The organism is Geitlerinema sp. PCC 7407 (assembly GCF_000317045.1).
GTDB lineage: Bacteria > Cyanobacteriota > Cyanobacteriia > PCC-7407 > PCC-7407 > PCC-7407.
Genome location: NC_019703.1, coordinates 1959676 through 1983538, shown reverse-complemented (window position 1 = coordinate 1983538; position 23863 = coordinate 1959676). Strand labels below are relative to the sequence as shown.

Sequence of the window (23863 nt, the reverse complement as noted above, 5' to 3'; positions counted from 1 at the left end):
CGCTCCCGCTGCGGAGCAGCTAAACTTTGACACCCTCCAGCTCCTCGTCGGTCAGTTCATAGAGGTCGCGCAGCCGATCCAAGGTGCCCGCCGACGGATGCCAGAAGTCGCGGCCGTGGGCCTCCAGCATTCGCCCCACGATGTTCCGAAAGGCTTCGGGGTTGGCTTGGCGCAGGCGCTGGGCCATCTCGGGATCGAGGGCGTAGGTCTCGGCGGCCTGGTCATAGACCCAGTTGTCCTTGAAGTCCGTTGTCCCGGCCCAGCCGATCAGGGCGGTCATGCGCTGGGAAATTTCGTAGGCACCGCCAGACCCCTGAGCCGCCATCGCCTCTGCCCATTTGGGGTTAAGGAGTTTGGTGCGGTACTCCATGCGCAGCAGGTCCTCTAGCTTGCGAGGGGTGGTGTCCTGGGAAAAGCTCTCGACAAAGCTGGCGGTCACTTTGCGGCCCTGGCCCATTTCAGCGGCTTTTTTCAGGCCGCCGGTGTTGGCGTAGTACTCCTGAATGTCGGTGAGGCCGTACTCGACCGAGTCGATCTGCTGAACGATGCGATCGGTGCTTTTGAGCAGGGTCTCCAGGACTTCGGGGCGGGCCTGACCGCGATCGCGGCGACCGTAGCTAAAGGCGTTGCGATCGCGCCAAGTTTTGCCCAGCTCATCCCCCGATTCCCAGTTGGCGTCGGTCACCCGGTCATTTACCAGGGAGCCAAAGTCCCCGGCCGGATTGGAAAACAGGCGGGCCGAAGCATTGTCAATCCCTTGGGCCTGGAGGGCGAGGGCGTGCTTGCGAATGAAGTTTTGGGCTTCGGGCTCGTCGGCCTCCGCCGCCCGCCGAAACAGGTCGTCCAGCAGCTCGATCAGATTGCCGAAGCTGTCTCGGAAAATGCCGGACAGGTTGGCCAGCACGTCAATGCGCGGATGATCCAGCTCTGCCAGGGGCAGCAGCTCGTAGCGGACGATCCGGCCCGTGCCCTCCTTGAGGGGCACAGCGCCCACCAGCTCCAGCAGGATGCCCAGGGATTCGCCCTTGGTCTTGATGGCGTCGAGGCCCCAGAGCATGACGGCCACGGTCTCGGGGTCGCTGCCGTGCTCGGCCCGATGCTGCTCGAGAATCTGGCGGGCGATCGCCCGTCCGCGCTCGTAGGCCGCCGGAGACGGCATCCGGTAGGGGTCTAGGGCATGAATATTGCGGCCGGTGGGCAGCACCCCTGGACCGTCCCGCAGCAGGTCGCCGCCGGGAGCCGGGGGGATATATTCCCCGTTGAGACCCCGCAGCAGGTTGGTCAGCTCGTCTGTATTTTGGGCCAGCAGATCCCGGATTTGCAGCCCTTCAGTCACAGCAGGGGCTGAGCCATTGAGGGTAAAGCGGCGCTCTAGCTCGGCGCGATCGCACCCTTCAGCGATCGCCGTCACCAGCTTCTCCGGCAGGCGCTCCCCAAAGTAGGCCCCCAGATAGCCCTCCAGTGCCTCGGCCGTCGGCGGCTCACCCAGGACGTGCAGCCCCGAGGAGAACAGCCGATTTTCGAGCACTTGCAGGTACTCATAGAGCTTGGCAAAGTAGCGGCCAAAGGCTTCGGCGCTGAACATGCGGGCCGTTTCGGGGGTCAGGGGCATCCCCAGCTTTTTGGCCTCGGGCATCGGGCAGTCGGCATCCAGGCCGGTATCGCTGATCTTTTTGACGATCGCCTCCCGCAGCACCGCATTTTTCACCGGATCTTCGCGATACTCGGCGATCAGATCCCGCAGCGCCACCAACTCCTTGTAGAGGCCGGCCCGGCCGTAGGGCGGCACATTGTGGGAAATCAGCACCCCATAGCCCCGTCGCTTGGCCAAGATCGATTCGGAGGGGTTGTTGGCCGCATAGAGGTACAGGTGGGGCAGGTTGCCCAGCAAGATATCTGGCCAGGAATAGCCGGTGTTGCCCAGGGGAGAACCGGGCAGCCACTCCACCGTGCCGTGCATGCCAAAGTGCACCACCGCGTCCGCCTGAAACTCCCGCTGGAGCCACTGATAAAAGGCCGCGTACTGGGGATGGGGCGTCAGGTCCCGCTCAAACATCAGCCGCATGGGGTCTCCTGACAAGCCCAGGGGCGGCTGGACGCCGATCCAGACATTGCCGAGCTGCACGCCCCCCAGCAGGTAGCGATCGGCCAGGGTGCGAATGCCGCTGTCAGCGAGCGATCGCCACTGTTTCTCGATGCGGCGGGTCAGCAGATAGCCCAGCCACTTCTCCAGGCGGCGAATGGGCACCGTCGTCACGGGGTCGTTCTCAAAGTCCACATGGGCCGGCATCTGGCCAGCGTAGGCCTCATCGGCGCTGCGCACCCAGTCAATCAATTCTTCGCCCGTTTCCGGCAGATCCCCCACGCTGTAGCCCTGCTCCCGCAGCGCCTGCAAGAATCGCAGCAGCGACTTCGGCACATTCAGAAGAGCCGCCGTTCCCGTCGCGCCGTACCCCGGCGGGAAGCCATAGAGAATTACCGCGATTTTTCGCTGGGCGGGGGGTTTGCGACGCAGGGCCACCCACTGGTGCACTCGGCCCGTCAGGCGCTTCACCCGCTCCGGCACCAGATAGATCTGGTCGCCCACCAGGCCCCCCAGGGGCACAGGGTCAATGGCCCCATCCAGCTCCGGCAGGGCATAGAGCACCACGCTCTGGAGGCCGCCGACCCCCTGGCGCGTCCAGGAGTGAATGTCCTGAATCAGCAGCGGCGCGGCCACCGTGTAGGGCACATTTTTGGCGCTGAGGATACGCTTGGCCACCTCTACCTGACGCCCTGCCTCCATGGAGCCCGCTGGCCCGCCCACCAGGGGAAAGCCAATGGTCGAAACGATGGCGTCCACCGCCACGGCGTCTAGAGACAAAGAGGGGCACTCCACCACGCCGCGATCGCGCTGAGCCTGCTCGTGGGCGCTGGTCATCAGATCCCGCACCGCCACGTGGCCCTCGACCCCATTGATAAAGATGGGCAGGGGCGACAGTCCCGCCGCCTCGAAGTGGCGAATCAGCTGGGGAATGTAGGGCTGATGGGTAATCACGTGCTTGCGGTAGAGCAGCAGCCCCACCACCGGGCGATCGCGCGCTTCCGGCGTCAGGCGGCCCTGGTACCAGTCCCAGTAGGCCCGCGGCGACTCAAAGTAGCCGCTATGGTCCGGATGGAGCAGGCCCACGTTGGGCGTCTCGATGGCCTCCGGAATCTCGCCCACGGTCAGCCCCAGATAGCGATCGGCCAAGAACCACAGCATGGCGGCCACATTCTCGGACCCACCGGCATTCCAGTAGCCGTAGATCACCAGCCAGTTGCGCAGATCCTGGACTTTCTTGAAGGGAATATACTTCAGCAGCTTCGGCCCCACCTTCAAAAAGCTCAGATAGCCCGCCAGCTTGTCCTCTTCGCGGCCGCTGCCAAACTTATCCAAGATGAATTTCACCGGCTTGGGCATGCCCTTGGGCTTGTCTCCCAGGACAAACTGGCCCAGGCGGGTCAGGCTCATTAGCTCTAGGGCCGATTCAAAAATTAGCCGGGTGGGAATCTCCTGCACCCGCTCCCGCAGCCACTGCACCTGATCGTAGTCAAACAGCAGGCTGGCAAAAAAGACATCGGCTCCGGCCAGGGCCGCCGCGATCGCCGCTGGCTGGCTCACGAGGTCGCGATCGCTGAACACCGCAATCTCCAGATCGGGGCAGCGAGAGCGCGCCATCTGGGCAGCCTGACGATACAGATCAGCGTTAAAAGACTCAAATCCAGCAACAAGAACGATTCGCGGCATGGCCTGGGGGTGGGGTCACTGTGGGTTTTCCGGGGAGGGCCAGGAGTCCGCGGCGGGCGGCACCTGCGCCCTCTACCTACGATCTTACGGGGGTTTCCAGAGAAAAGCCCCTCGGTACCTGCGATCGCCTCGGTGGGCGCTGTTCCTCTCCCGCTCTCGCCCCAAACACCCTTTGCAATTTTGCCCATCCATCTTCATCCAAAGGACGGAAAACGAGGGCTAAGTTTCTGATTGAGATTGATTTTAGTTAATTGCAGCAAAATTTAGGCAAATTATTCGAAATAAAGCGATCAAAAGACGCGATCGCCAGATATCTCTATCAAATCGAATTACTCTAACAGAAAACAATTTGTTTTCTATCAATCAACTCAAATGGAATAGTTTTTCTCAGGTCTCCCCTTTGAGAGAGGAGAGCTTTTTAGCGGCTTCCTAGCATGGACAGAAAGCAAGAAACTCAGCGAGGTTATTGTAATGACACTTTATAAATTCAAAGATTTCTATCCGGATTACAAAGAAAAATTTGGCGACACAGAAATTTTGAATCTTGATTCTTATTCTGTTTATGCCAGCGAAGAAAATCGAGTTGGCTCAGTTGATGATGCACTGGTCGACGAAAGCGGGCGCTTTCGGTACTTAGTAGTCGATACTGGCTTTTGGATCTTTGGAAAAAAGGTCTTGCTGCCTCTTGGTTTAGCGCGCTTTGACTACACAAATGAGCGAGTATATGTCGATGGCCTAACCAAAGACGAAGTAGAAGCGCTTCCTAATCTGGAAAAGGAAGACTACGAGGCCTATGAAGAGCAAACGCGCCAAGCCTACACGCCCCTAGCCCAGCGCCGTCATCATCAGAGCTATCTTCATACATCAGAGACGTCAGAAACGAATGCTCCAGCTTCGGTGAATCCAGGCAGCAGACAGTCTGTCGCTAGCGGCGATCGCAATCAGGCTCGAGGCTACGACTACAACAGCAATCCGCGCTTTTATGGCATGAGCGAAGCGGGCAATCATAACCCGCTGCGGCTCTACGAAGAGCGACTCATTGCCAACAAGCAGCGCGATCGCGTGGGTGCCGTTCAGGTTGGCAAACGGGTAGAAACCCAGGAGGCCGAAGTTTCGGTCCCCGTTGAGAAAGAGCGAGTCGTTGTCAGCCGTCGAACACCCAGTGAAACTAGAGCGGTGACACCGGGCGAAGCAAACTTCCAAGAGGGCGAAGTGGCCCGAATGGAGGTCTATGAGGAAACGGCGGATATTAACAAGCAGGCCTTCGTTCGCGAAGAAGTAGAAGTCCGCAAGGAAGTCGAGCACGATACGATTTCAGCCAAGGAAAAAGTGCGTCGCGAAGAGCTCGACATTAATACCGATGGCCGTCCCAATGTGCAGCGAGATCGTTAAAGATTAGGCGATCGCCGAAGGGCAGAATTTCTCCTTTGGCTGGTTTTATTCTGCTTTAGCCTAAGCCACTGGGGCTCATTCGAGATCGTCTTCTAGTCCGGAGATTTTTTATCTCCGGACCTTCTTTAATTTATCACCCTTATTTTCCTTAGAGATTATGCAAGCCGACGATCGCAACATCCTCCCAAAAAATCCAAGCCAGTCTCACTTACCTACGCCGTCTCGCTCATCCTCTGATGTTTCTGCATCCTCGCCGTCTTCAGAGTCTCTTGAATCTTCGGTTGAGACTCAAGAAAAAATGGTCATTCCGCTGCTTGAGGAGCGACTGCAAATCAACCGACGGCGCCAAAAAATTGGAGAAGTTGTTCTTCGTCGAGAAGTAGAAACTCGAGTGATTGAAGTTCCAGTCAGGCGGGAAAAATTAATCATTGAGCAAGTTAGTCCAGAGTTTCGGCAGATTGCCTGTATCGATTTTCCTGAGACTGAAAGATTGGAGCAGAGAATCAGCGCGGCTGACCCTTCAGAGCAAACCTTGACAGCTTATTACTCCACGGTCCAAGAGACAAACTATGCTTTAAAAGTTTTGAGTCAGAAGCTTGTCAGTCAATGTCGCTCAGTCAATTTGTCGATCTTTTTTCAGCAAGGCGATCGCACCGAGCAGACTTGCCATCAGTTTGAAACTTTGGTGAGAGCAACCCAGTTTCTAGACTCCATGGAGTCTTTCTTGACCCATGCTTCGCCATCCCAAGAAAGTCATGCTGTAGTGCTCAAGCTCGTTGCTCCCAAAGAAGTTTTGCACGAGGTTTATCAAGAAGGAATCGAGCAGCCCAGCAGGGACTCAGGCTCAGCTCTGGGCAAAGCGAAAAGATTTTTTCTGACCTAGCCGAGTTTGCTTGATTCGCAGCCGTTGCTTGTATTGAGAGTGCGATCGCCTAGAAGGGCGATCGCACTTTTTGCATGGGGCCTCTGAATCTCGGCAATACTCGGTGACAGCAAAATCGGCGCTGAAGGATAGTACCCGACGAGCAGAAGCCCTCACGTCAGCAGCCGCAGCAGCGAAAACAAAGTTTGGTGATGCATTAGTGTCATCTGCGGGAACTCTATAGTCAGGAATCGCTGGGCTTAGGTTCCTGCGACTCCATCGATAAACCGCTGCTGAAGCAATTCAGAGCCTGAATCAGGGGCTTTTGCGGCTTTTTCTACTCCCGGAGTTTAGTCTACGGCCCGTCCCTATCCGCACAAGTCAACAACGTTGTCGAGATCTTTAGCTCCTTCCTCAGTAATGGCGCAGTCTCCTACTATCTCCTCTTGGCATCTATCTCACAGTCCAGCCGTTGCGATCTACCGAGCAGGCCAATTCCGAGAATACTGGACCTATGCTGAGCCCAGACTTTCGGCGGGACAGAGCTCTGCGGTTTCTTCGCTACCCGCTGAGAGCAACCGAGGACTCTCTCTACGGCTCCAGAAGCTCGATCAGCAGCTCGCAGAGCAGCGGCAGGCGGGCGATCGCCCTGGAGAAATCTTGACCCTGTGCGCTTTGGCACAGCTCCATAGCCCCTACCAGCCGGGCTACGCCCTCGACTTGCTGGCCCAGGCCAAAACCCTCAGCCAAGATCTGCAAAACCGGGGCCTCGAAACGACGGTCCTCAACACCCTCAGCAGCCTCTACCTGCGCCTGGGTCAGCCAAAGCGGGCGTTTATGCTGTGCAAGACGCTGCTGTCAGTGCGCCGAGCCCTGAGCGATCGCCCTGGCGAGGCCAGCACCCTGAACAATCTCGCCCTGATCTACAGCGAACTAGGCCAGTTTCAAGCAGCCCTAGACCTGTTCAAGCAGGCGCTGGTGATTCAGCAGGAGTCCCATGACTTTGCTCGCGAAGCTTTTACCCTCAGCAACCTGGGTTCGCTCTACAGCGACATCGGTGAACCTCAGCGCGCCTTGCTGATCTATCACCCGGTCTTGCTGCAACAGCAGGCCCAGGGCGATCGCCCCGGCGAAGCCGTCACCCTGAGCAACCTCGGCTGCGTCTACCGCGATCTCGAAAACTACACCGCCGCCCTTGACCTGCACAATCAGGCCCTTGAAATTCGGCGTGAGCAGGGCGATCGCGTGGGCGAAGCCATCACCCTAACCAATATTGGCTTTGTCTACCGCGACCTCGAGCAGCCCCGCCTTGCTCTCGACCACTACAATCAGGCCCTCGCCATCCGCCGCCAGCTGAGCGATCGCGTGGGCGAAGCCACGACCCTGCTCAACATCGGCAGCATCTGGGCCGACGTCAAGCGCCACGACTGGGCCAACAGCTTCTATCAGCAGGCCCGCAAGCTCGCCGACGAGGCAGACAGTCCTGCCGTCGGTCACTGGGCGTGGCAGCTGATCCAGGGGCTCCCCCATTCCTAGCGCAAAGCCAAAATTTGGGGGGCGATCGCCAGCACACCCCCCTCCCCAGGATTCTAGACCGACGAGAATCCGTTAAGATAACGAGGCAAACGGAATCACAGCAGCGTAGGGAAACTCCGGTGAGACTCCGGGGCTGTGCGGCAGCTGTAAGGAATGGCTCTGCCGTTCCAAGCCAGAATGCCTGCCTGCTGTCGGCCATTCAACGTCCCGCCTCTCACGGGACCGGAGCCTTCAAAACATGCTATCGACCGATATTTCCCTAACCCAGACTCTACTTGCTGCCGAAGCCCAAGGCCTCCAGTCACTTCAGCTGCCGCCGCTGCCCATGCAGCGTCCCTTGTTGCTGATTGGCCACGGCACCCGTGACGTCGATGGACGCCAGACCTTCATGGACTTCGTGGAGGCCTACCAAAAGCTCGACACCTCCCGGCCAGTGCTGCCCTGCTTTTTGGAGCTGACCGGCCCGACGATCCAAGAAGGCGTCGACGCCTGCGTCGCCAACGGCTACACCGAGCTTTCGGCGCTGCCGATCTTGCTCTTCGCCGCCCGCCACAACAAATTTGACGTGACCAATGAGCTCGATCGCGCTCGGCTGCGTCATCCCCAGGTCCGGTTCCACTATGGCCGGCACTTCGGCATCACCCCGAGCATCCTGGAGCTGTGGCGATCGCGCCTCGCCGAGCTAGATCAGCCCCAGCACAATCCCCACGGCATCGATCGCGCCGACACCGTCCTGCTGTTTGTGGGTCGCGGCTCCAGCGATCCGGATGCCAACGGTGACGTCTACAAGCTCGCCCGCATGGTGTGGGAAGGCAGCGGCTACGGCACCGTCGAAACCTGCTTTATTGGCATTACCCATCCGCGACTAGAAGAAGGCTTCCGCCGCGCCCGCCTGTACCAGCCCAAGCGCATCATTGTGCTGCCCTACTTCCTCTTTACCGGGGCGCTGGTGAAAAAGATTTTTGACATCACGGCGGAGCAGCAGGCTCTGTTCCCCGAAACCTCGATCACCTGCCTGCCCGAAATGGGCATGCATCCGTCGCTGTTCCAGGTGCTGCGGGAGCGGGAAATCGAGACCCAGCTCGGCCAGGTGAACATGAACTGCGAAACTTGCAAGTTCCGCTTGGTGGCGATCGCCAATGATTCCGGCCACGGGCACGATCACGGCCACGGTCATGATCACGGGCATAGCCATGGACACAGCCACGGGCACGATCACGCCCATGGACACGATCACGGCCACGGGCACAGCCACGGACATGCCCACGGCCACGGACATGATCACGGCCATGGCGCTGTCGACCCCTACGCCAAGCCCGAGGACTACCACAACCGGATCTGGCAGGTGCCCTAGACCGTTGAATTTCGCCTAGTTCCTAGGCGATCGCGCCAATCAAGCTTGAACCCCCGCCTTTGCGCCACAGTGGCCAGTCAAAGGCGGGGGTTCAGCATCTAGCTCTAGATCAGAAAGTGCGTTCGATGGTTTGGTTGGGCGATCGCAGCCAGGCAGTTTTGCCCTGGCCGAGATCGAGCTGGACCACCACCTCCACGGCGCTACCGGGCTCCCAGGTCGGGCCGCCTCGGGCTGTGGCCTCTACAGCGTCTTGGGGCGATCGCGGCAGTTGCTCGACGGGGGTCTCCCACACCGCCTCATCCTGAATCACCCACAGCCGCCGAATCGCTAGGGCAGGCGGGGTTACACCTGAATCTTTGGAGGTCAGACGGACCGACGCCATCAAACCAGAGGTATTGGGAGAAGTCGACGGCATAAAGTCGCGCCACACATAGGCCTCTAGCTGGTAGCGACGATTGGCAAGCGTCACCTCCGTCGGCGCTGCTTGGAGGGAGTCTAGGGACGGTTCGGTGGCAGACTTGGGCTGAGCAGTCGCGTTTTGGGCCACAAGTCGCTGATACACCTCGGGAGGCACGGCCCCTCGATAGGCACCGCAATAGTACATTTTGGCCACTGCCTCGTAGGCCCAGTGATCCGTGGGCACGTCGGAATAGGGCGCAGGCAGGGTGCGAATTTGGTTGGTTGCACAAGCCTCTAGCACTTCGAGGGAAGGCGGCGGCACTTGGGCGATCGCCGCGCCCGCAAGCACCATGGGAGCAACGGTGAGCATAGCAAGAAAGCGATTCATCGGCAGACCCAACGTAATGGCTGACGAGCCGGTTTCTCCGATGAGTGAAGAGGAACGGCCCTGGAGACGAGGACTGCCGAGTTTAGTTCTAAGTTCCGGGATGCAGCTCAGCGCGCGATCGCGTGATTTCCAGGGCAATGTGCCCGCCAAAATCGGGAATCGGCGGCGAAACCTTGGTCAGCCGCACCGTCACTTCTTCTGCCACCGTGTGGTGCAGAATGTCTTCGGCGATCGCCGTTGCCAGGCGCTCGATGGTGGCAAAGCGGGCCTGCCGCACCAGGGACTGCACCCGCTGCACCGCGCCGCCATAGTCGAGGGTGTCATCAAGGCGATCGCTCGCCCCCGCCGCCCGCACATCTAGCCCAAAGACCAGATCCACCTCAAACCACTGGCCCAGCTTGCGCTCTTCTTCAAAAAACCCTGTGTAGCCGTAGCAGCGAATCCCGCACACCTGAAGGCGATCCATGGAGTCCGATCTCGAATGAAGTCCGGGTCCAGTCTCGACCAGGTCCACTCACAAGGTCAAGTCTTGGTGGGTAAAGGGTTTGGCATCGGTTCCGGCGTAGGTTGCCGCGATGTGGCCATCCCCGACCACCTGGTACTTGTAGGTCACCAGGCCCTCTAGGCCCACCGGACCCCGGGGCGGCATTTTCTGGGTGCTGATGCCTACCTCGGCCCCGAACCCGTAGCGGAAGCCATCGGCAAAGCGGGTCGAGCAGTTGTGATAGACGCCAGCGCTGTCCACCTGGGCCATGAAGTCCTGGGCTGCCTGGTCGTTTTCGGTGGCGATCGCGTCTGTGTGGCGGGAGCCGTAGGTGTTGATGTGGTCGATGGCTGCCGCTAGGGAGTCCACCACCTTGATGGCCAAAATCAGGTCGCTGTACTCCGTGGACCAGTCCGCTTCGGTGGCTCGCTCTAGGTCGTCTCCCAAAATCGCGATCGCCCCATCATCTCCCAGCAGCTTCACGTCCTTGGCCCGCAGCGCCTCCGCCACCGCTGGCAAATAGCGCGGGGCGATCGCCCGGTGTACCAGCAGCGTTTCAATGGCGTTGCAGGCCGCCGGGTACTGGGTCTTGGAGTCCACGGCGATGGTCACCGCTTTGTCGATCGCCGCCGCTTCATCTACATACAGATGGCAAATCCCGTCGGCGTGGCCCAAAACCGGAATGCGGGTGTTGTCCTGGACAAACCGCACGAAGGAGTTGGAGCCCCGAGGAATGATCAGATCGACGTAATGATCGAGCTTCAGCAGCTCCAGGGTTTCCTCCCGCGTGGTCAGCAGCTGCACCGCCTCCGGGGGCACCTCGGACTGCGCCAGCCCTTGGCGAATCGCCTTCACCAGCGCCTCGCAGGAGCGCACCGCCTCTTGGCCGCCCTTGAGGATCACGCCATTGCCGGACTTGACGGCCAGAGACGCGATCTGGACCACGGCGTCAGGCCGCGCCTCGAAGATCACCCCCAGCACCCCCAGGGGACAGGACAAACGCTTCAGCACCAGCCCGGTGTCTAGCTCCCGGTGAATCTGGACTTGGCCGATGGGGTCCACCAGCTTGGCGACGTCCCGCACACCGGCGATCGCCCCTTGGAGTTTGTCAGCGTCTAGCTTCAGACGGGCGTAGAGCGGCTTGGCAATGCCTGCCGCCAGGGCCGCCTCACAGTCTGCTTCATTGGCCGCCACGATATCCGGGGCAGCGTCCGCCAGGGCCTGGGCGATCGCCTCTAGGGCCTGATTTTTGGCGGCGGTCGGGAGCACTGCCAGCTGGCGAGCGCTGCGACGAGTTTGCTGCGCGATCGCCGTCAGCGCAGAGGAAGCCGTAGAAGAGACTGTCATAGGAAATTTAATTAGCCCGCAAAATCTAACACTATACAGGGGACACCCACGGTGCCATCTCACCAGTCTATCGAGATTCTTTGCCCCTCGGATACGGGGTCGCTCGGATAGGGCGATCGCGATCGGTTTCTAGCCTGCCGACGCCTCAGGCTTTCCCTCCGCCAGCCCTGCCAGGGTTTGCTTGGCCTGGCGCCACAGCGCGTCTAGCTCCGCCAGGGTGCAGTCCGTCAGGGGCCGGTCCGTCAGCGACTCCATCAGCGCCATCCGCTGCAAAAAGCGCCGGTTGGTCCCCTGGAGGGCCGCCACCGGATCGAGATCGTGCCAGCGGGCAATATTGACCAGGGTGAAGAGCAAATCTCCCAGTTCTGACTCCTGTTCGGCCGGAGTTTCTTCGGCCAGGGCCTGGTGAAACTCCGCCAGTTCTTCTTGAAATTTGCCCCACACCCCGGCCACGTCGTCCCATTCGAAGCCCGCCGCCGCAGCCTTGCGGGAGATCTTCATGGCGGCGGTCAGGGGCGGCAGCGTGCGGGCGTAGCGATCGAGCTGGCGGCTGAGGGGCTGCGGCGCCTCGGGGGCCTCGTTTTTTTCGGCGGCCTTGATGGCCTGCCAGTTGCGGTGGACTTCTTCGGCGTCAGCCACCTTTACGTCGCCAAAGACGTGGGGGTGGCGGCGAATCAGCTTTTCGGTGATGCCTTCGGCCACCGTCCCCAGGTCAAAGGCCTGGGACTCCTGGGCAATCTGGGCCTGGAGCACGATCTGAAGCAGCAAATCTCCCAGCTCTTCGGCGATCGCCTTCGAATCCCCGTGCTGGATAGCGTCTACGGTTTCGTAGGCCTCTTCAAGAATGTAGGGGGTGAGGGTTTGGGGCGTCTGGGCCAGATCCCACGGGCACCCCCCCTCGGGCGATCGCAGCTGGGCCACCACGTCGATCAGGCGCTGAAGCGCGGCCAAAGTTGCCGCAGAGTCGGGGGAGCTAGCCATGAAAACCGGAAAGAAACGTCTCACCTTTTCTTAGCGCGATTTTTGCCCTGTGCCAATCGCGATCGCCGTCGGCCACTCTCCGCCATCACCAGCGATCGCCAGCCGTGCTTTTGCCAGTCGCGCCGCCAGCGTTTGTAGCTCGACCCCAGCCAGTCGCTCAGGGAATGGCTCATGGCCCCCAGCTCCAGACCCAGCCCGAGGGCGATCGCCTCCTGGGGATAGCGCTGCAAGAGGCTCCACAGCCACGGCAAAGTCGATCGCCACGCCGGTTCAGCCACCGCTCGCCAGCTCGCCGATGCGCCCACCCCTTGCTGGGCGATCGCCCACAAAAAGACGCCCAAGCTCCACACCGCCCCCAGCCACAGCCCCAGATAGGCCAAGCGGCCCAGGGTTCCCAGCACCGGCCCGTGGGACAGCAGCGATCGGTGGCGCAGTCCCCGCTGATAGGGCAGCCACAGCCAGCGCAGCAGCCCCCAGCGCAAAAACTGCCGCGATCGAATGTCCAGATCCGGCCCAAACATCAGCCCCCCAAACAGATACCCCCCCGCCAGCAGCAGCGCCAAATCGCCATCGCGGGTACAAGCAATCGTCGCTCCCGTCACCAGGGGCAAACTCCAGAGGGTAATGCGATCGTGGGTTCCGCCAGAGGGCATGGAGCACCGTCGGTGCAACTACAGTCTCTGCATCCTATCAGGGGCCATTCCCAAAATTCGAACAACCGGTTGTCAAACTTTGGTCGTCTCTGCTACATTGTTTTCTCGTGCCGAACGGGCGGTTAGCTCAGTTGGTAGAGCGCCTGCCTTACAAGCAGGATGTCACAGGTTCGAGTCCTGTACTGCCCATCAGACTATCGAGAAATACAAGAAAGCGCGATCGCCTCTCCGGCATCGCGCTTTTTACTATTTTCTACTGGTTTATTTCTGGCCAATCTGCTTGGGGCAGATCTGCTTGGGGCTCACCCTTGCTGCGGGTCTAGCCCGTCTCAGGCGCTGCCCAAACCCGTTACTCCACCGGCGGACAAGCCACCGTCACCAGATAGCCCCCCGCCTCGATGACAAAGTCATCAAAGTCGGTGTCCTTGCTAGCGGTCTCCAGGCCGTCGTCGTCCCAGGCCACCCGCGTTCCCGTGACTCCCTGCTGGGTACCGCCGTCCAGGCTGCCCGCAAACAGCGCCGCCGACTCGCTGTTGGAGATCACCCGGCGGCGAGTCTGGCCCGTCGGGCTCACCGACTGCAAAAAGAGCGCGTAGCGCGTGCCCGACTCAAAGGTGTACTCGCTGTAGGGGCTAGATTCTCCGGACTGGTTTTGCATGGTGCCGCCCGCCACGGTCCCCAGGAAGTCGATCGAAGAGCCAACGTTGTTTTGGCCCGGCGCCGAAGGCTGGCGCTGACCAGTTCCAAAAGCGTCGTAGGGCTTGGTTTCCTGGAAGAGGATGGTTTCCTCACCGGTATCCAGGTTGACAACACCAAAAGCCGACTGAAACGCGCCGTGGGACTCGATAAACTCGAACTCCACCGTCGTTTCTTCGCTGAACTGGATGACTTGCGTATCGAAAATGTCGTCGGGGTTCTGGGCCTGGGCCTGAGGCGCGATCGCCAGAAAACCTGCCTGAAACGCAGCCGCCAGCATCAGCGACTGCCACCGGCTAGAGCGGCGATCGCCCTTGGCTCCCACCTGCTGGGTCCATTGCTTGATCATGGGTGAATCTCCTTTTGGGGCCTTGCCCTACCACGTCTGCAAATCAGGATTCGACCGGCTGGCCTGCACCCGATCGATTTCGGCTGCCAGCTCGTCCGCTTCACCACGCAGCTGCTCCAGCTGCTGACAGGCGATCGGCAAAGAGGCCGTTTGGTTGGAAGGACGACGGGCAAAGCGACGCGGGCCGACCGGATTTTCGCCGATCGCGTCGAGGGCCGCATTGCACGAGTTGTAGGTCGCCGTCGCTTCTTCGTTGAAGCGCTCGATCCGCTCGAGCAGCTCGGGATCGAGATCGTCCCCCGTCTCGAAAATCGGCGCGTTGTTATTCCAGATATTGGTGCCCGTGATGTCGGCGTAGCTGCGGCCATAGCTCGGCAGCGCACCCACCCAGGCCCCGGCCAAGAGCATCAGGCTCAGGCTCCAGCCCAGAGATTTGATCGTTTGCATGAGGTCACTCCTTACTCCCTAAAACTTGAATGCCATACCGGTGCCCACCACAAAGCGAGCACCATCGCCAGCTCCCGCCACATCTCGCAGAGCCGGCGTGATCGTGAGGGGAATGTTCTTGAAGGGCGCGATGGACAGACCCAAGGCCAAGTCTTGCCCGGTCCATTCCGTGATGAAGCTCACGGGCCGCACCACGCGCACGGCCAGGTTGCCAAAGACATTGATGTTGTTGTCGCCCGCCTCCACGGCGCCATTGGAGCGGAACTGGTTGCTGCCAACCCCCACGGTCAGCGCGACCCGACTAAAGGGATCGCTCAGGGACTCCTGGGTCCGGAAAACCTTGGTGACAGCGCCGTAGAGAGAATGCTCAAAGTCATTGCGGCCCACGTTCAGGAAGCCATTCCAGCCGACGGCGGCTCCCACGTCTCCGGCAAAGCGGCGGTGCAGCTTGGCGTTGAAGCCGCCTTCTCCAAAGTTGTCGTTGGCAGCCAGGGCATAGGACAGTTCGAGACCCACGGCTTTGTCAGCGTCACCGAGGCCGATCCCGATCCCCGCCGCGCCCACGGAGCCGTCGTCTTCGCGCACCGTCGGCTGGTAGCTGCCGGTCAGGAAAAGGGTGTTGTCGTCAGCGCCGTAGCCCACCGGGATGGCGATGCTCATGGCCGGGGAAGCCGCAAAGGCCTCGAAGGGCTCGGGCGCCTCGACTTCGGCGATCGGCGTTGGCCGAGGACAGCGCTCTGAACCCGCCTGGGCGATCGCTTGAGCCAGCTGGTAGGGTTCACCGGCCTTGGCTTCTTCGAGGGATTTGGTCTTTTGGGTGGCGCAGGTGGCGGGCTTGGGCGCGATCGCCCCTTCAGCGGCTTCTGCCTGAGCCGGTTGCTCAGCCAGCACCATGGGTTCGGGCGCCACCGCCTCTGCGGCCAGGATTTCTTCAGGATTGGTCTCAGGCGCAGCGACTGGCTCTAGGGCCACTGCCCCTTCCTCGGAGAGCAGCGCCCCTGAAGATCCTTCAGTCAGCGCGGAGACCTGGGGGCGATCGCCGAAGGCCACGGGCAAATCCGCTTCGAGGGCCAGGGTCTGGGGTGCAGCGATGGGCGCGATCGCCTCGGAGGCAGCGGCTTCAGCCAGTTCAGGGCGCGGGGCGATCGCCGCCGATTCGCCCTCGGGTAGAGGCTCCGGAGTCACCGGAGTTTCTGCCTGGGCAGCCATCTCTCCCGCCATCAAGACCGTCAGTGTACAGGCAGCAAGATTCGAGAAACGCATAGTTCCGTCTCACACAAGTCAAGCTCGTCCCTAGCCGGAGACCGATTCAGGAGTTACTTGAGTTACAACCCTGTATACCAAAAGTTGATTTGGCATCCGGATCAATCCCCCCTTAGGTGTCTCTTAAAGGGTCCATTTTTTGATTGATTTATCTAATGGTTTTTGGGGAACTTTTTTGGATTTGATTTCCAGTTTTTTCCGGATCCTCAGTCCCTTAGATCAATCAATTTTGGGTCGTTAATTAGACCTTGGCAACAGAACGCAGCGCAAGACAGCGGGCGATCGCAACAATCACAACTGTCACGTCAAATTCACGGTTTCGACTCGCATTTAGTGCAGCATCAGAGTTTTGATAACCGATGAATTACTGATTTTTTAATCCAGCAGGGCCTCACGATCCAGCCAAGCACAGAACTTTTACTGTCGCTCGCCAGCAAACCCTGATCGAATCAGCATCTTGGCTGTAGGCATTGCTTTGGAGGCAGTGGTTTTATAGACAAAGAGGAACTATCAATGGCCCTAACCCGTGGACCAGGAGGCTCCTCAAGCCCAGGCCAACCCGCCGCATCGCCATAGAGCGCCGATCATCCTGAGACCAGACCCCCTTTAGGAGGTGAAAAAACAAAATTTTCCGAAACTTTGGGCCTAGATCCGCCGCTTCCTCAGAAACTGAGGGGCGATCGCCCCTTACCGGGTGTCCGTCTGCCCCTAAACCTTGCCAGGTCAGGCTCTCAGCTACCGCTGACGTCCTCAGAGCGCAGCAGCTCTGGTTTCGGCTGACATCTACACTAGATTAGACCCAAAGGGGATCTAGACTCGCGCCTCAGGCCTCTTGCCGAGGGATATAGCGCGATCGCCTCGCTATCTATTCCAGCTTATGCAGCCAGATTTTTCTCAATTTATAAAATTTTATGTTTTCTAACGCCCGGCTTGATAATCAAAGCTAACTTTTTAGTCTCCAATCGTTTGTGATTTCTGACACTTCCCCAAGACCTTGACTCCTTTTAACGCTCCCCAACTTCCTCGTTTTTTGATGCAGCGTTGGCTACCACCAGCGATCGCTCTGTTGATCGCTGGCGCGGTGGGTTTCCTGAGCTGGGATATTCATCACCAGCAACAGCAGCAACTCGAGCAGCTTGTCACCCAAGAAGCCGTTGCCCTCCACGATGCGGTCATTGCTCAGCTGGACACGCGCCTGCAAGCGCTGCGGCGCATCGGCACTCGGTGGGAAGCCAGAGGCGGCACCCCGCAGGAGGAGTGGATCGCAGACGCCACAGCCTATCTGGCCGACTACAAGGGCTATCGCGCCATCCAGTGGGCGGACGAAAACTACCGGCTGCGCTGGATCGTCCCCAGCGCTGGCAATGAGCGCGTCCAGGGGCTCAATATCCTGAGCGAACCCCAGCGCCGCCAGGCGGTGGAGACTGCGCGCGATCGCCGTCAGATCGTCCTGACGCCCAGCCTGCGGCTTTTTCAGGGAGAGTTAGGGTTTTTGGGCTACATTCCCCTCTATCCCCAAAATCGCTTTAATGGCTTCATTGTGGGGGTTTTCGAGGTCCAGCCTTTCTTTGACACGATCTTGGAGCGCTTTTTGGACCGGGGCTACCGCATCGTGGTGCGCGAGGGACCGACAACGGTCTACACCAGCAACCCGTTGCAGGACGACCCCCGCCTGGAGCGCTGGCAAAAAAGCACTGATATTCGCAACTACGGCCTGGATTGGCAACTCTACATCACGCCGACCCAAGCCCTGGTGGACCAGAGCGAATCGAGCCTGCCCTGGGTGGTGCTGAGCGGCGGCTGGGCGATCGCCATTTTGCTGGGGCTGCTGCTGTGGCGCTTCCAGGACGCCCAGGTGCAAACCCAGCGCCTCAAGCGGATGAATCAGGCCCTGCGCGAGAGCGACACCTCCCTGCGCGGGACGACCACCCTCCAGCACGCGATCCTCAAAGCCAGCCCCTACGCCATCATCGCCACCGCCCCCAATGGCACCATTCGCACCTTTAATCAGGCCGCGGAGCAGCTCCTGGGCTATCCGGCTGCCGAGGTGATCGAGCAGGTCAATCTAACGGCTTTCCTCGATCCCCAGGATTTGGCTCGCCGCGCTAGCCTGCTGCGCCAAAGCTCTCAGCGGGCGATCGCCCCTGGTTTTGGCGTCCTGGTCGATCAGGCCAAAACTCGGAGCGCCCGAGAGTGGAGCCTCCTGCGATCGGACGGTGAAATTTTGCCAGCGCTGCTGTCCATTACGGCCCTGGAGGCCGAGGCTGGCAGCGAGGGGGGATTCTTGGCGATCGCCATCGACCTGACGGAGCGCCAAAACGCCGAATCCACCGCTCGGCAGCTCGCCACCATCGTTCAGTCCTCCGACGACGCCATCATCAGCACCAGCCTCGACGGCACCATCTTGAGCTGGAATAGCGGCGCCGAGACCCTCTTTGGCTACACCGCCGAAGAAGTCGTGGGCCAGCACTCCACCCTGCTGATGCCGCCCGAGCAGGCCCTCGAAGAGCAGCGCATCTTGGCTCAGCTGCGGCAGGGCGAAGCGGTCAAAAATCTTGAAACCCTTCGCTGTCATCAAGCAGGCCACCTGATCGACATTGCCCTGACGATCTCGCCGATCAAGGACGCCAGCGGCACCGTCACCGGCATCGCCAAGATCGCCCGCGATATCAGCGCCCGCAAGCGGGTGGAGCGCGAATTGCAGACCACGACTTCCCGCCTGATCACCTTGATCAACAGCCTCCAGGCCGGAATTTTGGTTGAAGATGACCACCACTGCATCGTGTTGGCCAATCAGCAGTTTTGCAATCTCTTTGGGCTCGATACGCCGCCCGGGGAGCTGATCGGCCAGGAGCGCCACCAGATCGACGCCCAGGTGCGATCGCTCTTTCTCAATCCCGAGACGGTCTTTGAGCGCATCGAAACCCTCTCGGCGACCCGCGCGACCCTTTTGGCCGAAGAAATTTCCCTCACCGATGGCCGGATTTTGGAGCGCGACTCGATTCCCATCCAGAGCGGCGATCGCCATCAAGGGCACCTCTGGCAGTACCGCGACATCAGCGCCCGCAAGCGGGCCGAAACCGCTCTCCTCGAAAGCCGCGCTCGCCTGAGCCTGCTCAACAGCATCGCCACCGGCATCACCGTCGGCATGCCCATCCAGGCAATCATTCGCCACACCCTCCAGACCCTCAAGGGCTACTTCCTGGATCTGCGGGTCGCCTACGCCACCGTCGACGCCAGCGGCAAGCTCAGCATTCTCCACTCCGAGGAGCCCGAGGGCATGCCGCCCCTGATCGGCCTCTCGACCAACCTCACCCTCGCCCCCGCTTACCTCCAGGCCCTGCGAGAGGGCGAGGTGATCGCCGCTAGCCATGTCCAGCACGACACTCGCCTGCTGCCGATCGCCGAGGCGCTGCTCGCTGGCGGCACCGAGGCCATTCTCGATGTCCCTCTGCACCACTCCGATCGCCTGGTGGGCATTCTATGTCTGGACGCGCCAACCCCGCGCCATTGGCAAGATCACGAGATCTCGGTGGTCACAGAGGCCGCCCAGCAGCTGGCCATTTTCATCAAGGAGGCCCGCGGTCAGGAGGAGCGTCAAAAGGCCAAAGCCGCTCTGCAAACCCAGCTGCGCAAAATGCTGCTGATCAAGCGCATTACCGAGGAAATTCGCCAGAGCCTCGACAGTCAGCAAATTTTCGAGACGGCGGCCAACCAGATCGGCTTTTCTTTCAATGCCAACCGCTGCTTGATTTACAGCTACCTCCTGGAGGAGACGCCCTCCGTGCGGCTGGTGGCCGAGTATCTGGAGGCGGGCTACGTCTCGATGATGGACGCTCAGGTGCCGATGCTGGGCGATCGCCACATCGAGGAGCTGATGAGCGCCGACCAGGTCCTCGCGACCGAAGACGTCTACGAAAATCCGCTATTTGAGCCGGTTGAGGCCCTGTGTCGTCAGGTGGGGCTCAAGTCTACGCTATCGATTCGCACCTCCTATCAGGGCCAGCCCAACGGCGCGATCGCCCTCCACCAGTGCGATCACTTCCGGCAGTGGACCTCCGACGAGATCGAGCTCCTCGAAGCCGTCGCGGCCCAGCTCGGCATCGCCCTCGCCCAGGCCCAGCTCCTCGAACAGGAGACTCTCCAGCGTCAGGCCCTAGCCGTCCAGAGCGAAGAGCTTTTGCTCAAAAATCTGGCCCTCGAACTGTCTAAGCAGGAAGCCGAAGCCGCCAACCGGGCAAAGAGCGAATTTTTGGCCATGATGAGCCACGAAATTCGCACCCCCATGAATGCCGTGATCGGCATGACGGGATTGCTGCTCGACACGCCGCTTAACGCCCAGCAGCGGGACTTTGTGGAGACCATTCGCTTTAGCGGCGATGCTCTGCTGACGATCATTAATGACATTCTGGATTTCTCCAAGATCGAGTCGGGCAAGCTAGAGCTGGAGAATCACCCCTTTGATCTGCGCACCTGCATCGAAGAAGTGATCGATCTGATGGTGCCGCGGGCCGTGGAGAAAGACCTGGAGCTGGCCTACCTCGTGGATTCCCAGTCTCCGACCCAGTTTGTGGGGGATGTGACGCGGCTGCGCCAGATTTTGGTCAATCTGATGGGAAACGCGATCAAGTTCACGACGGTTGGGGAGGTGGTCTTGACGGTGATGGCTCGGCCCCTAGACGAGGCGATCGCCGCCGATGGTTCGTCCCGCTACACCCTCCAGTTCGCCGTCAAAGACACCGGCATCGGCATTGCGCCCGACGCCATGGACCGCCTCTTCAAGCCCTTTAGTCAGGCCGACGCCTCGACCACCCGCGAGTACGGCGGCACCGGCCTGGGTCTGGTGATCAGCCAGCGCCTCAGCCAGATGATGGGCGGCACCTTGTGGGTGGAGAGCCGCGGCAAGATCGGCGGATACCCCCCCGAGGACATAGCCGCCGCCAAGCATCCGGCTGCCGACGCGCGATCGCTGGTTCCCTACGAGTCCAGCAGCCAAAGCGCCCCCAAACCCGGCCCCGGCTCGACCTTCTACTGCACCATCGTGGCCCAGGCCGTCAGCGCTGACCATGCCATTTTGTCCTGTCCGCTGCCGCACCAGCTCACCAACAAGCGGCTGCTGATCGTCGATGACAACGCCACCAACCGCAAGATTTTGCAGATGCAGGCGGAGTCCTGGAAAATGAAGCCCTTCGCAGTGTCCTCGGCCCACGAGGCGATCGACCTCCTCGAGCACGGCGAAAACTTCGACATTGCCATCTTGGACATGCAGATGCCGGAAATGGACGGCCTTTCTCTGGCGGTCACCATGCGGCGCTACGGCCAGTGTGAGCACATTCCCCTCCTCATGCTGACCTCCCTCGGCCAGCTCCAGGAATGTCACCAGAGCAGCGAAGCCCGCTTTGCCGCCTGCCTAAGCAAGCCCGTCAAGCAGTCCCAGCTCTATGAGGCCCTCGCCCTGGCCCTGAGCAATCAGCCCATCAAGGCCAATGTCGAGTACCGCGAAGCGCCCCCCGTCAACCCCCACCTAGCGGAGCAGTACCCCCTACGCATCCTCCTGGCCGAAGACACCGTCGTCAACCAAAAGGTCGCCCTGCTGATGCTCCAGAAGATGGGCTATCGGGCTGACGTTGCTGGCAACGGCATTGAGGTCCTAGCCGCCCTCAAGCGCCAGCCCTACGACTTGATCTTGATGGATGTCCAGATGCCCGAGATGGACGGGCTGGAAACTACGCGGCGCATTCGGCAGGGCGAAGGCTCCGACAACCAGCCGTGGATTGTGGCCATGACGGCCAATGCGATGCGGGGCGATCGCGAGCAGTGTCTCGCCGCTGGCATGGACGACTACATCAGCAAACCCGTACATATTCAGGAGCTGGAAACGGCCCTGCGAAACTGCGATCGCACGGTTCAGCGGCCCCTTTTGCTGCCGCCTCCCGCTCCGCCAGCGCCTCCCGCCAGCGCCGCCGATTCTCCCCTGAATGCGCAGGCATTGCAGTCACTCCGGGATATGCTGGGGGGAGACGAAGCTGCCCTGGCCGAACTGTTGCGTTACTACCTGACCGACGCCCCCAAAATGGTGCAGGAGATCCAAGCAGCGATCGCCGAGAGCCAAGCCCGCCAGCTTCAAGAGGCAGCCCATCGACTCAAATCTAGTAGCGCATCCCTAGGAGCAACGGCCCTCGCCCAGCTTTGTCGAACCCTAGAAACCCAGGGCAAAGACAACTGCCTTCAGGCCAGCGCCCCTGTTGCCGAAGCGCTAGTTCAAGAATTTGAGCGAGTTATCGCTGCTTTGCACGAGGAGGTGGAGAAGGGAACCCATGAATCATAAATCAGCAGAATCATCCTTGATCCTCGTGGTGGATGACGAGACCTTTATCCGGATGCAGCTGCGCATGTGTCTCGAACGGGAAGGATACCGCGTCGTTGAGGCCGAAAATGGTCGGCAGGCGCTGAGTATCTACAGTCAAACCCACCCGGACATTGTGCTGCTCGACGCCCTGATGCCCGACGTTGACGGCTTCGAGTGCTGCGAACAGCTTCAGACGATCCCCGAGGGTCGCTATACGCCCGTGCTGATGATCACGGGTCTCGAAGATCAGGTGTCCGTTGACCACGCCTTCGAGGTGGGGGCCGCCGACTATGTGACCAAGCCGATTCACTGGGCGGTCTTGCGGCAGCGGGTCCGCCGCCTGATCCAGCAGGCCCAGCTGCAAAAGGAGCTCGAAATCGCCAACCGGGAGCTTCAGCGCCTGGTGGCCATCGATGGGTTGACCCAGGTGGCCAACCGCCGCCGCTTTGATGAGTATCTTGAGCAGGAGTGGCGACGCATGGCTCGGGAGCAGCAGCCCCTTTCGCTGCTGGTTTGCGATCTGGACTATTTCAAGCCTTACAACGACACCTACGGCCACCAAGCGGGCGATCGTTGCCTGCAACAGGTCGCCCAGGCCATCGGCAACACGGTGCGTCGCCCCGCAGACCTCGTGGCGCGCTACGGCGGCGAAGAATTCGCGGTGATCTTGCCCAACACCGACGCCGTTGGCGCTGTCCAGGTGGCAGAGGCTGTCTGCGGCGCCGTGCGGGCGCTCCGGATTCCCCATCGCACCTCGCGCTCGGACTGTCATGTCACCTTGAGCGTGGGCATCGCCAGCATGACGCCGGTCCCCCACAGCAGCCCGAGCCATCTGCTGGCCAATGCGGACGTGGCGCTCTACCAGGCCAAGGCATCCGGGCGCGATCGCTTTGTGCTCCACGTCAGCGATCCGAAAACGCCTGAGGCTCCTTCTCCGATCTTTCCGGCTATTTCTTGATCAGTCGACGGGGCAGCTCGATCGGCGCAGCTCGGCCAGGGTTTGCTGAAACAAGGGTTCTTCGGCGCGCGATTCCAGAATAGAGCAGACCAGGTTCACAAAGGCCTGGTCGTTCTGAGAGTCTGCTTGAATGGTTTTGCTCGCCGGATAGTGGGCACCGTCGGAGACGAGCAGCTCATTGGTTGAGCCCGTTTGCAGCTCACACCGACGACTCCACGAGAGCGATCGCCCCCGCAGCGTGAACTGAAACCAGAGGACCTGCTCCTCACAGACCTCAAAAAACACGTCAAAGTAGGGCTCTCCCCCCTGATACCAAACGCGCACGGATCCTTCCATCCGACCGGGCTTGAGCAAGCCTGGACTGATCGGTCGTAGAGAGGCCCCTAGGGCTACAATTTCGTTTTCTTGCAAGGCATTCATTCGTGATTTGCCACCAACAGGATGTTCCGCTCCGCGATCGCGCTTTGTTAGGCGTCACTGTAGTTGCAGCGTGCTGCGCAGAGACATGTGGCCACATTGCAGCCGCGATGCTTCACCCCGTCCCTGCGGTTCTTCTGCTTTTTTCAGTTTTCCCGGCTAGACTCGCAAACCCTCGCCTAACCCCTTCGCACCCCCATCGACAGATTCACCCCGAAT

16 protein-coding genes, 1 tRNA gene and 1 riboswitch are annotated in these 23863 nt (G+C 60.4%); of the genes, 7 read left to right on the top strand and 10 right to left on the bottom strand.

All coding sequences use genetic code 11. The features are described from left to right. Positions 1–19 precede the first annotated feature (19 nt). Positions 20–3769 carry a magnesium chelatase subunit H gene (bchH, locus tag GEI7407_RS08370; protein ID WP_015171712.1) on the bottom strand — a complete coding sequence of 1250 codons (3750 nt, stop codon included), beginning with the start codon at positions 3767–3769 and terminating at the stop codon, positions 20–22. A gap of 471 nt (positions 3770–4240) precedes the next feature. On the opposite strand from bchH, the gene GEI7407_RS08365 reads away from it, so the two are divergent. From GEI7407_RS08365 to GEI7407_RS08350, 4 genes are all read left to right on the top strand, one after another. Beyond that, complete coding sequence (locus GEI7407_RS08365; RefSeq protein ID WP_015171711.1) at positions 4241–5161, top strand: DUF2382 domain-containing protein; 921 nt, start codon at positions 4241–4243, stop codon at positions 5159–5161. Between the two features lie 157 nt (positions 5162–5318). After that, the gene (locus tag GEI7407_RS19995) at positions 5319–6044 is read left to right on the top strand and encodes a YsnF/AvaK domain-containing protein (RefSeq protein ID WP_015171710.1); all 726 of its coding nucleotides are present in this window, start codon (positions 5319–5321) and stop codon (positions 6042–6044) included. 399 nt (positions 6045–6443) lie between these two features. Beyond that, positions 6444–7559 (top strand): tetratricopeptide repeat protein, encoded by a 1116-nt coding sequence (locus GEI7407_RS08355; protein WP_015171709.1) that lies wholly within the window; start codon positions 6444–6446, stop codon positions 7557–7559. A 66-nt stretch (positions 7560–7625) separates the two neighbouring features. Then, a riboswitch (cobalamin riboswitch) is annotated at positions 7626–7763 on the top strand. A 34-nt stretch (positions 7764–7797) separates the two neighbouring features. Next, on the top strand, positions 7798–8913 hold the full coding sequence (locus tag GEI7407_RS08350) for a sirohydrochlorin chelatase (RefSeq protein ID WP_015171708.1): 1116 nt from the start codon (positions 7798–7800) through the stop codon (positions 8911–8913). Between the two features lie 109 nt (positions 8914–9022). On the opposite strand, the gene GEI7407_RS21340 is transcribed toward GEI7407_RS08350, so the two are convergent. The 5 genes from GEI7407_RS21340 to GEI7407_RS08325 form a co-directional block, all read right to left on the bottom strand. Then, positions 9023–9700, bottom strand: coding sequence for a hypothetical protein (locus GEI7407_RS21340; RefSeq protein ID WP_015171707.1), 678 nt, complete (start codon positions 9698–9700; stop codon positions 9023–9025). An 88-nt stretch (positions 9701–9788) separates the two neighbouring features. Further along, positions 9789–10166: a dihydroneopterin aldolase gene (gene folB, locus GEI7407_RS08340; protein WP_015171706.1), complete on the bottom strand. Its 378-nt coding sequence runs from the start codon at positions 10164–10166 to the stop codon at positions 9789–9791. A gap of 48 nt (positions 10167–10214) precedes the next feature. Next, positions 10215–11531: a glutamate-5-semialdehyde dehydrogenase gene (locus tag GEI7407_RS08335; protein ID WP_015171705.1), complete on the bottom strand. Its 1317-nt coding sequence runs from the start codon at positions 11529–11531 to the stop codon at positions 10215–10217. A gap of 129 nt (positions 11532–11660) precedes the next feature. Then, positions 11661–12512: a nucleoside triphosphate pyrophosphohydrolase gene (gene mazG / locus GEI7407_RS08330; protein ID WP_015171704.1), complete on the bottom strand. Its 852-nt coding sequence runs from the start codon at positions 12510–12512 to the stop codon at positions 11661–11663. Between the two features lie 20 nt (positions 12513–12532). Beyond that, positions 12533–13165 (bottom strand): metal-binding protein, encoded by a 633-nt coding sequence (locus GEI7407_RS08325; protein ID WP_015171703.1) that lies wholly within the window; start codon positions 13163–13165, stop codon positions 12533–12535. A 116-nt stretch (positions 13166–13281) separates the two neighbouring features. On the opposite strand from GEI7407_RS08325, the gene GEI7407_RS08320 reads away from it, so the two are divergent. Continuing rightward, positions 13282–13354: transfer RNA gene (locus GEI7407_RS08320), tRNA-Val, on the top strand. A 160-nt stretch (positions 13355–13514) separates the two neighbouring features. On the opposite strand, the gene GEI7407_RS08315 is transcribed toward GEI7407_RS08320, so the two are convergent. From GEI7407_RS08315 to GEI7407_RS08305, 3 genes are read right to left on the bottom strand one after another with little or no spacing between them, the layout of a single operon-like run. After that, positions 13515–14210, bottom strand: a complete 696-nt coding sequence (locus GEI7407_RS08315) for a hypothetical protein (RefSeq protein ID WP_015171702.1) — start codon at positions 14208–14210, stop codon at positions 13515–13517. A 27-nt stretch (positions 14211–14237) separates the two neighbouring features. Continuing rightward, on the bottom strand, positions 14238–14657 hold the full coding sequence (locus GEI7407_RS08310; RefSeq protein ID WP_015171701.1) for a hypothetical protein: 420 nt from the start codon (positions 14655–14657) through the stop codon (positions 14238–14240). Positions 14658–14675: 18 nt separating this feature from the next. After that, a complete protein-coding gene (locus GEI7407_RS08305) occupies positions 14676–15920 on the bottom strand; it encodes a hypothetical protein (RefSeq protein ID WP_015171700.1) in 1245 nt (414 codons plus the stop codon). A 1033-nt stretch (positions 15921–16953) separates the two neighbouring features. Between GEI7407_RS08305 and GEI7407_RS19420 the strand changes: the two genes are divergently transcribed. Together GEI7407_RS19420 and GEI7407_RS08295 are read left to right on the top strand one after the other, a co-directional pair. Continuing rightward, positions 16954–22248, top strand: a complete 5295-nt coding sequence (locus tag GEI7407_RS19420; protein ID WP_015171699.1) for a response regulator — start codon at positions 16954–16956, stop codon at positions 22246–22248. Further along, positions 22238–23227, top strand: a complete 990-nt coding sequence (locus GEI7407_RS08295) for a PleD family two-component system response regulator (RefSeq protein ID WP_015171698.1) — start codon at positions 22238–22240, stop codon at positions 23225–23227. Before GEI7407_RS19420 ends, GEI7407_RS08295 begins: the two co-directional genes overlap by 11 nt. On the opposite strand, the gene GEI7407_RS08290 is transcribed toward GEI7407_RS08295, so the two are convergent. Further along, positions 23228–23647, bottom strand: coding sequence for a hypothetical protein (locus GEI7407_RS08290; RefSeq protein ID WP_015171697.1), 420 nt, complete (start codon positions 23645–23647; stop codon positions 23228–23230). Positions 23648–23863 lie beyond the last annotated feature (216 nt).